The sequence below is a fragment of the Kitasatospora fiedleri genome, assembly GCF_948472415.1.
GTDB lineage: Bacteria > Actinomycetota > Actinomycetes > Streptomycetales > Streptomycetaceae > Kitasatospora > Kitasatospora fiedleri.
In genome coordinates this window covers 7,265,649-7,278,044 of sequence record NZ_OX419519.1, presented here as the reverse complement: position 1 = coordinate 7,278,044, position 12,396 = coordinate 7,265,649, and the positions used below count along the sequence as shown (strand labels likewise).

The window sequence follows — 12,396 nt, the reverse complement described above, 5'->3', positions numbered from 1 at the left end:
TCCTGTGTCCGACCGCGACCGGCTCGGGTCCGACCGTTCCGGGTCCGACCGCCCGGCGCCGGGGAGCCCGGTGCTGGAGGTCGAGGAGCTGCGGGTGGCCGTCGGCCACGGCGCCGCCGAGGCGGTGCGGGAGGTGTCCTTCACCGTCCTCGCCGGGCAGTCGGTCGGGCTGGTCGGCGAGTCCGGCAGCGGCAAGACGCTGACCTGCCGGGCCGTGCTCGGCCTGTCCGCCCCGGGCGTCGAGGCCGACGCCCGCACCCTCGCCCTGGGCGGCACCGACCTGCTCGGCCTGGACGGGCGCGGCTGGCAGCGGCTGCGCGGCACCCGGCTCGGCGCGGTCTTCCAGGACCCGGGCTCCTTCCTCAACCCGTCGCTCACCGTGGGCCGGCAGCTCGCCGAACCGCTGCGGGTGCACGGCGGCCTGTCCCGGGCGGACGCCCGCCGCCGCGCGGTCGAGCTCTTCGACTCGGTGGGGCTGCGCGACCCGGACGCGGTGTACGACCGCCACCCGCACGAGCTGTCCGGCGGCATGCTGCAACGGGTGCTGATCGCGATCGCGGTCAGCGGCGACCCGGACCTGCTGGTCGCCGACGAGGCCACCACCGCGCTGGACACCGTGGTCCAGGCCGAGGTGCTCGACCTGCTGGCCCGGCTGCGGGAGGAGCGCGGCCTCGGCCTGCTGCTGGTCAGCCACGACCTGGCGGTGGTCGCCGACGCCACCGACCGGCTGCTGGTCCTGTACGCGGGCGAGGTCGTCGAGGACGGCCCGACCGCGAGCGTGGTGGCCGCCCCCGCCCACCCGTACACCGAGGCGCTGCTCACCGTGGCCGGTCTCGGCGCCGGCGAGCGCACCCGCTTCCCGGTCATCCCCGGCCGCCCGCCCGCCCCCGGCACCACCGGCCCCGGCTGCCGCTTCGCCCCGCGCTGCGCGTACGCGGCCCCGGAGTGCTCCCTCGCCCCGGTCCCGCTGACGGCGGGGCCGGACGGCCGCCGGGTGCGCTGCCTCAAGGCCCGCTAGCCGCCTCACGGCCCGCCGGCCGGCGTGCCTGGACGCGCGTCCGCCCGGGCCGCCGCTTCCCGACCTGTCCCGACCTGTCCTTACTTGTCCTGACTTGTCCCGACCCGTTCTGTTCCGTTCCGTTCCGCCCACGAGTTTCCGGAGGTGCCCAGTCATGACCGCTCTGCTCGAAGTGCGTGCGCTGGAAGTGGAGTTCGACCGCGGCGCGCCCGTGCTGGACGGGGTCGACGTGGAGGTGCGGGCCGGGGAGATCCTCGGGGTGATCGGGGAGACCGGTTCCGGGAAGACCACGCTGGCGCGGGCCGTGGTGGGGCTGGCGCCGGTCACCGCCGGGCGGATCTCGCTGGACGGGCGGGATCGGGCCGGGCTGCGCGGGCGGGCGCTGCGGGAGGTGCGGCGGGCCGGGACGGTGCAGTACATGTTCCAGGACCCGCTGCGTTCGCTGGACCCGGACCTGACGGTGCTGCGGCTGGTGGGCCAGCCGCTCGCGGTGGCCGGCGTCCCGGCCGCCGAACGCCGGCGGCGGGTGCTGGAGGCGCTGGACCTGGTCGGCCTGGACCACGCGCTGGCCCAGCGGCGCCCGGCCCTGCTCTCCGGCGGCCAGCGCCAGCGCGTCGCGCTGGCCCGGGCGATCGTCACCCGCCCGCGCCTGCTGCTCGCCGACGAGCCGGTGTCCGCGCTGGACGCCTCGAACCGCAACCACGTGCTGCGGCTGCTGGACGAGTTGCGCCGCGAACTGGACCTCGCCGTGGTGCTGATCTCGCACGACCTGGAGTCGCTGGCGGGGGTCGCCGACCGGCTGGCCGTGCTGTACCGGGGCCGGATCGTGGAGAGCGGCCCGGCCGCGGACGTCCTGGGCCGCCCGCTGCACCCGTACACGGCCCTGCTCGCGGCGTCCGCGCCGGGCGGCGGGGCGGCCCGGCGGGCCGAACTGGCCGTGCTGCGCGCCCCGGCGCCCGACCGGCCGGACGCCTCCGGCTGCGCGTTCGCCCACCGCTGCCCGTTCGCCGACGCCGCCTGCGCGCCGCGCCCGGCCGAGACCGCGCCGCTGCCGGGCCGGACGGTGGCCTGCCACCACGCCGACGACTGGCGCACCCGCACGTCCCGCTGACGTCCGCTGACGTCCGCTGACGTTCCGTCGACTCCTGGAGAAATCCGCCATGTCCAGCCGTCCCACCACCTCGCACTGGGGTGCCTTCCGGGTCCGTCCGCGCCCCGCCGGCGGGGTCCTGGTCGAGCCGCACCCGGACGATCCGGCGCCCTCGCCGCTGCTGGCGGGCGTCGCCGGGTCGCTGCGCCACCGCACCCGGGTGCGCCGGCCGGCCGTCCGGGAGGGCTGGCTGCGGGGCGGGCCGGGGTCGGGCGAGGGGCGCGGGCGGGAGCCGTTCGTGGAGGTGTCCTGGGAGCGGGCGCTCGACCTGGTCGCGGGGGAACTCGCCCGGGTCCGGCGGGAGTTCGGGCCGCAGGCGGTGTTCGGCGGCTCGTACGGCTGGGCGTCGGCGGGCCGGTTCCACCACGCGCAGAGCCAACTGCACCGGTTCCTGGCCCTGTTCGGCGGCTACACGGCGTCCCGGAACTCGTACAGCCTGGGCACCTCGCTGGTGCTGCTGCCCCGGGTGGTGGGGGACGCGGAGGCGGTGCTGCGGACCGCGTCCTCGTGGCCGACGATCGTCCGGCACACCCGGCTGATCGTCGCGTTCGGCGGCGTCCCGGCGAAGAACGTGTACGTCACGCCCGGCGGGGTGACCCGACACTCCACGCCCGGGTTCCTGGCCCAACTGGCCGCCGCCGGAACGGAGGTGGCGCTGGTCTCGCCGCTGCGCGACGACCTGCCGGACGGGCCGGCCACTGACTGGCTGCCGATCGTCCCGGGCACCGACACCGCGCTGCTGCTGGCCCTGACCCACACCCTGGTGGCCGAGGGGCTGCACGACCGGGCCTTCCTGGAGCGCTGCACCAGCGGCTGGCCGGTGCTGGAGCGCTACCTGGACGGCCGGGCCGACGGCACGCCCAAGGACGCCGACTGGGCCGCGCCGATCTGCGGCCTGGACGCCGAGCGAATCCGGGCGCTGGCCCGCAAGATGGCCGCCACCCGCACCCTGGTCACCGTCACCTGGTCGCTACAGCGCGCCCGGTACGGCGAGCAGCCGGTCTGGGCGGCGCTCGCGCTGGCCTGCGCGCTGGGCCAACTCGGCCTGCCTGGCGGCGGGTTCGGCCACGGCTACGGCTCGATGGGCGACGTCGGCGACACCGGCCCGGCGCTGCGCCTGCCGTTCCTGCCCCAACCGGCCAACCCCACCGGCGAGTTCATCCCCTGCGCACGGATCTCCGACCTGCTGCTGCACCCCGGCGAGGAGTACGCGTACGACGGGACGACCCGCCGCTACCCGGACATCCGGCTGGTGCACTGGGCGGGCGGCAACCCGTTCCACCACCACCAGGACCTGGGGCGGTTGCGCCGCGCCTTCGCCCGCCCGGAGACCGTGGTCGTCCACGAGCCGCACTGGACGGCCACCGCCCGGCACGCCGACATCGTGCTGCCCGCCACCACCCCGCTGGAGCGCGAGGACCTCGGCGGCGGCCGGCGCGACACCCACCTGATCGCCATGCATCGCGCCGTCGACCCGGTCGGCGAGGCCCGCGACGACTACGCGATCCTCACCACGCTCGCCGAACGCCTGGGCTTCGCAGCGGAGTTCACCGAGGGCCGGAGCCCGCGCCAGTGGCTGGAGCACCTGTACGGGCAGTGGGCCGAGCGGCTGCGCGCGGACGGCGCGGGCGACCCGCCGCCGTTCGACCGGTTCTGGGCCGACGGCGAGTGGCGGCTGCCCGAACAGGACGCCGAGCGCACCCTGTTCGCCGAGTTCCGGGCCGATCCCGCGCGGCACCCGCTGGCCACCCCGAGCGGCCGGATCGAACTGCACTCCCCCGCGATCGCCGCGCTCGGCCTGCCCGACTGCCCCGGCCACCCCGCCTGGCTGGACCCGCCCGAACGGCTCGGCACCCCGGCCGCCCGGCGCCACCCGCTGCTGCTGATCGCCAACCAGCCCGCCACCCGGCTGCACAGCCAACTCGACGTCGGGGCGGCCAGCCTGGCCGACAAGGTCGCCGGCCGGGAGGCCGTCGAACTCCACCCCGCGGACGCGGCGGAGCGCTCGATCGCCGACGGCGACCTGGTGCGGATCTTCAACGACCGCGGCGCCTGCCTGGCCGGGGCCCGGCTCAGCGACCGGCTGCGGCCCGGCGTGCTCCGGCTGCCCACCGGCGCCTGGTTCGACCCCGTCCCCGGCACCGAGCCCCCGCTGTGCGCGCACGGCAACCCCAACGTGCTGACCGCCGACCAGCCCAGCTCCCGGCTCTCCCAGGGCTGCACCGGCCAGCACGCCCTGGTCCAGCTCGAACGCTGGACGGGCGGCGACCCGCCGCCGGTGACCGTCCGCCACCCGCCCGCCCTGCGCGCCGAACCCGAAGACCACCGATGACCACCGCCGCCCCGACCCCGGAGGCCCCCCGATGACCACCGCCGCCCCGACCGCCTCCCCGGCCCCGGCACCGTCCCCCTTCCCGACCCCGGCGCTGGACGGCCTGCCCGAGGTGACCGCCGCCCTGGCCGCCTGCGCCGCCGCACACGACCGGGACGCCGAACTCCCCCTCGTCGACTTCGAACTCCTGCACGCGGCGGGCCTGTTGACCGCAACGGTGGCCACCCGGCACGGCGGCCCCGGGGCCGGGCTCGCGGACACCGTACGCATCCTGCGGGCCCTCGGCGCGGGCGACCCGGCGGTGGCGCTGATCACCGCGATGACGCTGTTCACCCACGCCCTGGAGGCCCGCACCCCGCGCTGGCCGGCCGGACCGCTGGCCGAGCTGCTCGCCGAGTCCGCCCGCCGCCCCGTCCTGGTGAACTCGCTGCGGGTGGAGCCCGAACTCGGCAGCCCGGTGCGCGGCGGCCTGCCCGCGACCACCGCCCGCCGCCGCGGCGACGGCTGGGAGCTGACCGGCCACAAGATCTACTCGACCGGCGCGTACCTGCTGGACTGGCTGCTGGTCTGGGCCGCCACCGACGAGGAGCAGCCCCGGGTCGGCTCGTTCCTGGTCCGGGCCGGCAGCCCGGGCGTCACCGTCGAACCGGTCTGGGACCACCTGGGCCTGCGCGCCTCGCGCAGCGACGACGTCCACCTGGCCGCCGTCCCGGTGCCCGGCGACCGGGTCGCCGGACTGGCGCTGCCCGGCGCGGACGGCGGACGCGACCCGGTCGGCGGCGCCTGGAACAGCCTCGGCCTGGCCGCTCTCTACCTGGGCGTCGCGGGCAGCGCCCGGGACTGGCTGCTCGGCTTCCTGCACGAGCGCACCCCGAGCGCGCTCGGCGCGCCGCTGGCCTCGCTGCCCCGCTTCCAGAGCGCCGTCGGCGAGATCGAGGTCGCCCTGAACGGCGCGGACCGGCTGGTCGCCGCCCTCGCCGCGGCCGTCGACGCGGGCGAACCGGGCGCCGCCGAACAGGCCGGCGGCGCGAAGGTGCTCGCCACCCGGGCCGCGATCGACGCCGTCCAGCAGGCGGTGGCCCTGGTCGGCAACCACGGCCTCACCCGCCACCACCCGCTGGAGCGCCACCTGCGCGACGTGCTGTGCGCCCGGGTCCACACCCCGCAGGAGGACTCGGTGCTGCTGGCCGCGGGGCGTACCGCCCTCGGGCGGGTCCGCCCGCTCTGACCGCCCGCTCTGACCGCCTGTCGCTTCCCCTCCCCTACAGCCGCTCGCCCCTCCGACTTCCCCTCACCTTCGCTACGGCCCATCACTCAAGCGATGCCTCATCGCACCTGTTACAGGTATTCACCAAACTGACTCGCTGTCACTCCTGCACCCCTTCACCGATCCAACCCCTTGTCACTTCCGTTACACCCCTTCACCGAAAGGACCAGCCATGCCTGTCGAGTTCGTCGGCATGATCTCCACCCACGACGTCTCCGAGATCCGCCCGGCCACCGGCCCGGTGGTGGACGTCGACTACACCCGCCGCTTCGCCCAGGCCCACGAGCAGGCCGGCTTCGACCGCATCCTGATCGCCCAGTCCTCGGGCAGCCCCGACCCGAACCAGGTCGCGGCCTTCGCCGCCGCGCACACCGAGCGCCTGGGCCTGCTGGTCGCGCACCGCCCCGGCTTCCTCGCGCCGACCGTCGCGGCCCGCACCTTCGCCACCCTCGACCAGTTCTCCGGCGGCCGGGTCGCGGTGCACATCATCACCGGCGGCCACGACGCCGAGCAGCGCCGCGACGGCGACTACCTGTCCAAGGACGAGCGCTACGCCCGCACCGACGACTACCTGACGGTGGTGAAGAAGGCGTGGACCGAGGAGGCCCCGTTCGACCACGAGGGCCCCTACTACCGCCTGGCGGACTTCCGTTCCGACGTCCGGCCGGTGCAGCAGCCGCGCATCCCGCTGTACTTCGGCGGCTCCTCCGAGGCGGCGTACCGGGTCGGCGGCAAGCACGCCGACACCTTCGCCCTGTGGGGCGAGCCGCTGGCCGAGACCGCCGAGCAGATCGCCCGGGTCCGGGCCGCCGCCGAGGCCGCCGGACGCACCGACGTGCCGGGCATCAGCGTCTCCTTCCGGCCGATCCTGGGCCGCACCGACGAGGAGGCGTGGGAGCGGGCCCGGACCATCCTGGGCACCATCGAGCAGCGCGGCAGCACCCTCGGCTGGCGCCGGGGGACGGCGCTGGCCGGTGCCGGCGCGACGCCGCAGAACGTCGGCTCGCAGCGCCTGCTGGCCGCCGCCGCCAAGGGCGACCTGCACGACCGGGCGCTGTGGACCGCCACCGCGAAGGCCACCGGCGCCGGGGGCAACTCCACCGCGCTGGTCGGCTCCCCCGAGACGGTGGCCCAGGCCCTGCTGGACTACGTGGACATCGGCGCGACCACCCTGCTGATCCGCGGCTACGACCCGCTGGACGACGCCCTCGACTACGGTCGCGAGCTGCTGCCGCTGGTCCGCCAGGAGGTCGCCCGCCGCGACGCCGCCGCCACCACCCCGGCCACCGCCGGCGCCCGGTGACCGCGCCCGCACTCCCCGCCGCCGGCCCCGCCCCGGCGGGACCGGCCGTGGGACCGGCAGCGGGACCGGCGGTGGAACCGGCGGCAGGGTCGGACGGCCGCTGGGAGCCCGCCCCCGGCACCGCCGTCCGGGGCACCGTGGTCCTGCTCCCCGGTCGGGGCGAACACCCCGGCGTGTACTCCCGGTTCGGCCGGCGGCTGGCCTCCGACGGCTACCGCCTGCTCGTCCCCGCCACGAACACCGCGGCCGACCGCCACCCCGACACGGACCCGCCCCGCCGCCGCCACGGTTCCGACGCCCTCCCGGCACCGGACCCGCTCGACGCGCTCGACCTGACCGACCTGACCGGCCTGCTCGACCCGGCCGACCCCTCCGCCCCGTCCGGCCCGTCCGATCCGTTCGCCCCGGCCGACTCCTCCGGCCCTTCCGGCCGTCCGGCCGTCCTGTTCGCGCAGGCGCGGGCCGAGCAGCCGGCCGGGGGCCGGTGGTGCTGGCGGGTTCCGATCTCGGGGCGCTGCTCGCGCTGGCCCTCGCCGCCGAGGTGCGGCCGGACGGGCTGCTGCTGTCCGGGTTGCCGGGGGGCGGGCGGCCCGTCCGGGCGGAGGACGAGCTGTCCGCGCGGACGGCCTGCCCGGTCCACCGCGGGCTGCTGGCCGGTGATCCCGGGTTCCGGCCCGGTGCGCTGTTCGAGCCGGTGCCCCCGCCCTGGCCGGTGCCGCGGCGGCGGCCCGCCCGGCGGTGCCGGTGCTGGCGTTCCACGGCTCGGCCGATCCGGTCGCCCCGGTCGGGGCGCTGCGGGAGCTGGCGGGGCGGCTGCCCTCGGTCGAGGCGGTCACGGTGGCCGACGGGCGGCACGACGTGTTCAACGACGCGGCGCACCGCAGTGTCGCGGCCCGCACCGTGCTGTGGCTGGAGCAGCTGCGGGCCGGCCTCGACCTGCTGCCGTCCGCTCCGCCACCGCTGCTCGTCCGCTGGCCCCGCCCGGTCCGCCCGGTCCGCCCGGTCCCGACACCACCGGCTGACCACCCCCTCACCTCACCTCCCCTCCCCTCCCCGACGACGGCCGGTGGCGTCCCGGCCGTCGTCCCCTCCCAGGAAAGGACCGTCCCCATGACCACTCTCGACGAACGCCCTCCACCGCGGCACCCGCCGAGCTGCTGCGCAGCACCCTGCGGCGGCACGCGTCCGGGGTGGTGGTGATCACCGTGCCCGGACCGGCCGGGTTCACCGCCACCTCGTTCACCTCGGTGAGCCTGGAGCCCGCGTTGGTCTCCTTCTACCTCGCCTCGGGGGCGTCCACGGCCCCGGCGGTGCGCGCGGCCGAGGCGTTCACCGTGCACGTGCTGCGCCGTGAGCAGGAGGAGTTGGCCCGGGCGTTCGCCCGCAGCGGCGCGGACCGGTTCGCCGGGGTGCCGTGGCACGAGGGCCCGCACGGCACGCCGCTGCTGGAGGGTGCCGCCGCCCGGCTGACGGCCCGTCGGGTGGGGCTGCACCCGGTCGGCGACCACCTGCTGGTGGTGGGCGAGGTGGTCGCGGCGGACGTGCCGGGCGGTGAGCCGCTGGTGCACCACGACGGCGGGTTCGGCGGGTTCGCGCCGGGCGCCGGGGAGGGTCCGTGGCGCTGACCGTGCACTGGTTCCTGCCGACCACCGGGGACAGCCGCGAGGTGGTCGGCGGGGGCCACGGCTCCACCCCGGGGGCGTCCGGCACGGACCGGCCGCCGACCCTCGGCTACCTGGGGCAGATCGCCCGGGCGGCCGAACAGCTGGGTTTCGCCGGGGTGTTGACCCCGACGGGCCCGTGGTGCGAGGACGCCTGGCTGACCACGGCGATGCTGTCCGGCCTGACCGAGCGGCTGGTCTTCCTGGTGGCGTTCCGGCCGGGCCTGGTCTCGCCGACCCTGGCGGCCCAGATGGCGACGACCTACCAGAACCTGTCCGGCGGCCGGCTGGCGCTGAACGTGGTGACCGGCGGCGAGTCCCGGGAGCAGCGGGCGTACGGGGACTTCCTCGACAAGGACGGCCGGTACGCGCGGGCCGGGGAGTTCCTGTCGGTGACCGGGCGGCTGTGGCGCGGCGAGCGGGTCGACCACGAGGGCCCGCACCTGCGGGTGGCGGGCGCGGAGCTGACCCGGCTGCCCGATCCGGTGCCCCCGGTGTACTTCGGCGGTTCGTCGGCGGCGGCGGAGCAGGTCGCCGCCCGGCACGCGGACGTGTACCTCACCTGGGGGGAGCCACCGCCGCTGGTGGCGGCGAAGGTCGAGCGGATTCGGGCGCTGGCCGCCGCGCACGGGCGCCGCCCGCGGTTCGGCGTCCGGCTGCACACCATCACCCGCGACACCTCCGCCGAAGCCTGGGCCGAGGCCGACCGGCTGCTGGCCGGGATGGACCCGGACCGCATCCGCGAGACCCAACTCGCCCTGGCCCGCAGCGAGTCGGAGGGGCAGCGGCGGATGCGGGAGCTGCACGACGGGGCGGTCGACCGGCTGGAGGTGTACCCGAACCTGTGGGCCGGTTTCGGCCTGGTGCGCGGCGGCGCGGGCACCGCGCTGGTGGGCAGTCACGCCGAGGTCGCCGACCGGATCGAGGAGTACCACCGGCTGGGCGTGGACGAGTTCATCCTGTCCGGGGTGCCCCACCTGGAGGAGGCGTACCGGGTGGGCGAGGGCCTGCTCCCGCTGCTCACCGCCGGGGCCTGCTCCGGCCCACCCGCTGAGCGGCCTCCGGCCCCAGCCCGTGCCGACCCGCACCGCTCCCGTACCGGCCCCGTGTCAGACCCCGCACCGCTCCCGTACCGGCCCCGTGTCAGACCCCGCACCGCTCCCGTACCGGCCTCGCGTCGGCCCCGGCACCGCTCCCGTACCGCTCGGGGGGCCCGGGTTCAGCCGGCGGCGTCCGGGTCGGTCTCCGCCAGGCTCTGCTCGGCCCGGTAGCCGGGCGGCACGCCCTCGGCGAGGATCACGTCGGCCGTCATGTGGCGGGTCCGCAGTTCCACGATGTCCTGGTAGGCGGGCGAGTCGTGCCAGGCGCGGGCCCGCCCGTAGTCGGGGAACTCGATCAGGATCAGGCCCAGTTCCCCCCACCTCCCCTCCAGCGTCTCGAACGCGCCGCCGTGGACGAGGAACCGCCCGCCGAAGGCGTCGAGTGTCGCGTCGATGCGCCGCAGGTAGGCGACGACGTCGGGCCCGAAGTCGACGGCGTGGACCTGGGCCAGGGCGTAGGCGGTCATGGCTGCTCCCGGAGTCGTGCGGGGGTGGGGTTGACGCGGCCAACGCTACGGAGCGGCGCGGCCGGGCGAATCAGTCGCGCATAGGTGGGGCCGAGGACGCCCGCTCTCCGTCTCTCGAACGTCTCTCGAACGTCTCCCGGACCGGGATTCGGGCGGCGCGGTCGCCCCACTTCGCCCCACCGCTCCCCCACCGGCCGGGACCGGGCCCCCGGGGCGCGGGAGCGCGGGTGAGTAGCGGGGTGAGTACCCGGACTCAGGCCCGGCGGGGCGGCCCGCCGCCACAATGGGCGAGCCACCCGAGCACCGAGCCGATTCCGCCTCCCCCGCTCACGATCCGAGGACCGTCCCCCATGCTGAGCGCCGTCGCCCGCACCGTCGTCCCGGTTCTCGGACGCCTCACCGTCACCGCGGACGAGGCGGCGGTCCTGGCCCCCGGCAGCATCGTCGCGGCCAACCACTCCTCGCTGGTCGACCCGGGCGTGGTGCTCGCCGCCGTCCGCCGGCTGGGCGTCGAACCGGTCGTGCTCGCCACCGCCGGGCTGTGGCGCGTCCCGCTGCTGGGCGGCGCGCTGGTCCGCGAGGGCCACATCCCCGTCCACCGCGGCACCGAACGGGCCGCCGAGGCGCTCGGGGCCGCGGCCGACGCGCTGGCCGCCGGGCGGGTCGTCGTCCTCTACCCCGAGGGCCGCCTCCCGCGCCGGGTGGACGCGGCCGACAGCGCGCCCGGTCCCTTCCGCACCGGACTGGCCCGGCTCGCCGCCGCCACCGGCGCCCCGGTCGTCCCGCTGGGGCAGGCGGGGGCCCGACGGATCAGCTCCGGGTCCACGGCGAAACAGCTCGCGGGCCTCGCCACCGCCCCGCTGCGCCGCCCCGCCGTGCACGTCCACTTCGGGGCACCCCTGCTCCTGGACCCCGACGTGGACAGCGCCACCGCCCGGGCCCACGCAGCCGTGACCGCCGCCTGGCGAACCGCCGCCACCCACCTGGCCACCCGCCGCGCCTGACCGGAGCCCGCACCACCCGGCCCCGCCCCGGTAGGCATCGCCACAGCCGGGCCGATCCGGGCCGGTACGCGGTCGGACGGCTCAGTCGCCGGGCCGGTCGCTGGGCCGGTCGCCGGACCGGTCCCAGTAGTCGGGGTCGGTCGGTCGGCGTTCCTGGAGGTCCCGGCGGACGGCGAGGGCCAGGCGGAAGGTGTCCGCGCGGTTGATCCGGGCTCCGATCACCGCTCCCACCAGCAGCGGGGTGAGCGTCGGGAGCTTGCGCAGCCCCGCCCGGGTCAGCCGCTTGCTGACCTGCCGCCGCAGGCCCGCGCCCTTGCTCAGCACCACCAGCGTGCCCGGACGGGTCAGGTCGAGGCCCCGGCCCTCGCTCCAGGCGGCCAGGTAGGACTGGGAGCGCTGCCGGACCGAGCCCGTCGGGGCCTGGCCGTAGATGGTGTACAGCTCGGCGATCAGCTTGAGTTCGATCGCGGCGATGGCGAGCAGTTCGGCGCCCATCTCCACCGCCAGGGCCGGCGGCACCGGCAGCATCGCCACCGCGCCGGTGCTCGCGCCGACCGCCGCCGACGCCTTCACCGCGCCGGAGACGATCAGGTCGGCCAGTTCGTCGGGGGTCCGGGCGCCGGGGTGCTGGGCGCGCAGCGTGGCCAGGTCGCGCACCGGGATGCGCGGGGCCGCGTCGAGCAGGCGGTCCGCCAGGACCCCGGCCCCGCTGCGGGCCCCCATGCCGAGGCGGCGTCCGCCGCGCAGCAGGCCGCCGCCCAGCCGGGTGGCCAGCCCGGTGCCGCCCGGTCGGGCGCTGTCCGGCCGGGCGATGTCAGTGTCCGGCCGGTTGCCGCCCAGTCGGGCCACGAGTGCGGACATCCGGCGCTTCCGCTCGCCCGGGGGAACGGGGTCGTCCCGGACGGGCCCCTCCCAGACCTCCGCCTCGGCGGCGATGCGGGCCAGTTCCTCCGCGGCCAGCTCCTCCGCGGTCGGGTCCTCCGTGGTCGGGTCGTTCGGCCGCACCTCGCCGTCGGGGTGCTCCGACGGGTTCGGCTCACGGATGGGTTCCATGTGTTCCCTCTCCTCCCACCGCCCGGTCGGCGGACCGGTGC

The 12,396-nt window shown here is 77.1% G+C and carries 11 protein-coding genes; 9 read left to right on the top strand and 2 right to left on the bottom strand.

Going from position 1 to position 12,396, the window contains the following annotated elements; genetic code table 11:
• Positions 1-70 precede the first annotated feature (70 nt).
• From QMQ26_RS33085 to QMQ26_RS33050, 8 genes are all read left to right on the top strand, one after another.
• Complete coding sequence (locus tag QMQ26_RS33085; RefSeq protein ID WP_282203833.1) at positions 71-1,018, top strand: ABC transporter ATP-binding protein; 948 nt, start codon at positions 71-73, stop codon at positions 1,016-1,018.
• 154 nt (positions 1,019-1,172) lie between these two features.
• Positions 1,173-2,129, top strand: coding sequence for an ABC transporter ATP-binding protein (locus tag QMQ26_RS33080; protein WP_100839117.1), 957 nt, complete (start codon positions 1,173-1,175; stop codon positions 2,127-2,129).
• 49 nt (positions 2,130-2,178) lie between these two features.
• Positions 2,179-4,500: a molybdopterin-dependent oxidoreductase gene (locus QMQ26_RS33075; protein WP_282203832.1), complete on the top strand. Its 2,322-nt coding sequence runs from the start codon at positions 2,179-2,181 to the stop codon at positions 4,498-4,500.
• A 31-nt stretch (positions 4,501-4,531) separates the two neighbouring features.
• The gene (locus tag QMQ26_RS33070) at positions 4,532-5,728 is read left to right on the top strand and encodes an acyl-CoA dehydrogenase family protein (protein WP_282203831.1); all 1,197 of its coding nucleotides are present in this window, start codon (positions 4,532-4,534) and stop codon (positions 5,726-5,728) included.
• A gap of 211 nt (positions 5,729-5,939) precedes the next feature.
• Positions 5,940-7,070 carry an LLM class flavin-dependent oxidoreductase gene (locus QMQ26_RS33065; RefSeq protein WP_282203830.1) on the top strand — a complete coding sequence of 377 codons (1,131 nt, stop codon included), beginning with the start codon at positions 5,940-5,942 and terminating at the stop codon, positions 7,068-7,070.
• Positions 7,071-7,814: 744 nt separating this feature from the next.
• Positions 7,815-8,270 carry an alpha/beta fold hydrolase gene (locus tag QMQ26_RS33060; protein ID WP_282203829.1) on the top strand — a complete coding sequence of 152 codons (456 nt, stop codon included), beginning with the start codon at positions 7,815-7,817 and terminating at the stop codon, positions 8,268-8,270.
• Complete coding sequence (locus QMQ26_RS33055) at positions 8,225-8,695, top strand: flavin reductase family protein (protein WP_318552290.1); 471 nt, start codon at positions 8,225-8,227, stop codon at positions 8,693-8,695. The genes QMQ26_RS33060 and QMQ26_RS33055 overlap by 46 nt, the downstream gene beginning before the upstream one ends.
• Positions 8,686-10,002 carry an LLM class flavin-dependent oxidoreductase gene (locus QMQ26_RS33050; RefSeq protein WP_282203827.1) on the top strand — a complete coding sequence of 439 codons (1,317 nt, stop codon included), beginning with the start codon at positions 8,686-8,688 and terminating at the stop codon, positions 10,000-10,002. Before QMQ26_RS33055 ends, QMQ26_RS33050 begins: the two co-directional genes overlap by 10 nt.
• Here QMQ26_RS33050 and QMQ26_RS33045 read toward each other — a convergent pair.
• The gene (locus tag QMQ26_RS33045) at positions 9,951-10,298 is read right to left on the bottom strand and encodes a DUF1330 domain-containing protein (protein WP_282203826.1); all 348 of its coding nucleotides are present in this window, start codon (positions 10,296-10,298) and stop codon (positions 9,951-9,953) included. The two genes, QMQ26_RS33050 and QMQ26_RS33045, sit on opposite strands and share 52 nt — an antisense overlap.
• 350 nt (positions 10,299-10,648) lie before the next feature.
• On the opposite strand from QMQ26_RS33045, the gene QMQ26_RS33040 reads away from it, so the two are divergent.
• Positions 10,649-11,302 carry a lysophospholipid acyltransferase family protein gene (locus tag QMQ26_RS33040; RefSeq protein ID WP_282203825.1) on the top strand — a complete coding sequence of 218 codons (654 nt, stop codon included), beginning with the start codon at positions 10,649-10,651 and terminating at the stop codon, positions 11,300-11,302.
• Positions 11,303-11,383: 81 nt separating this feature from the next.
• On the opposite strand, the gene QMQ26_RS33035 is transcribed toward QMQ26_RS33040, so the two are convergent.
• On the bottom strand, positions 11,384-12,355 hold the full coding sequence (locus QMQ26_RS33035; RefSeq protein WP_282203824.1) for a hypothetical protein: 972 nt from the start codon (positions 12,353-12,355) through the stop codon (positions 11,384-11,386).
• Positions 12,356-12,396 lie beyond the last annotated feature (41 nt).

What these genes read in the sequence shown, in the direction of transcription:
- QMQ26_RS33080 (WP_100839117.1), top strand. Translation starts at nt 1,173, where the DNA reads ATGACCGCTCTGCTCGAAGTGCGTGCGCTGGAAGTGGAGTTCGACCGC.
- QMQ26_RS33075 (WP_282203832.1), top strand. Translation starts at nt 2,179, where the DNA reads ATGTCCAGCCGTCCCACCACCTCGCACTGGGGTGCCTTCCGGGTCCGT.
- QMQ26_RS33070 (WP_282203831.1), top strand. Translation starts at nt 4,532, where the DNA reads ATGACCACCGCCGCCCCGACCGCCTCCCCGGCCCCGGCACCGTCCCCC.
- QMQ26_RS33065 (WP_282203830.1), top strand. Translation starts at nt 5,940, where the DNA reads ATGCCTGTCGAGTTCGTCGGCATGATCTCCACCCACGACGTCTCCGAG.
- QMQ26_RS33045 (WP_282203826.1), bottom strand. Translation starts at nt 10,298, where the DNA reads ATGACCGCCTACGCCCTGGCCCAGGTCCACGCCGTCGACTTCGGGCCC.
- QMQ26_RS33040 (WP_282203825.1), top strand. Translation starts at nt 10,649, where the DNA reads ATGCTGAGCGCCGTCGCCCGCACCGTCGTCCCGGTTCTCGGACGCCTC.
- QMQ26_RS33035 (WP_282203824.1), bottom strand. Translation starts at nt 12,355, where the DNA reads ATGGAACCCATCCGTGAGCCGAACCCGTCGGAGCACCCCGACGGCGAG.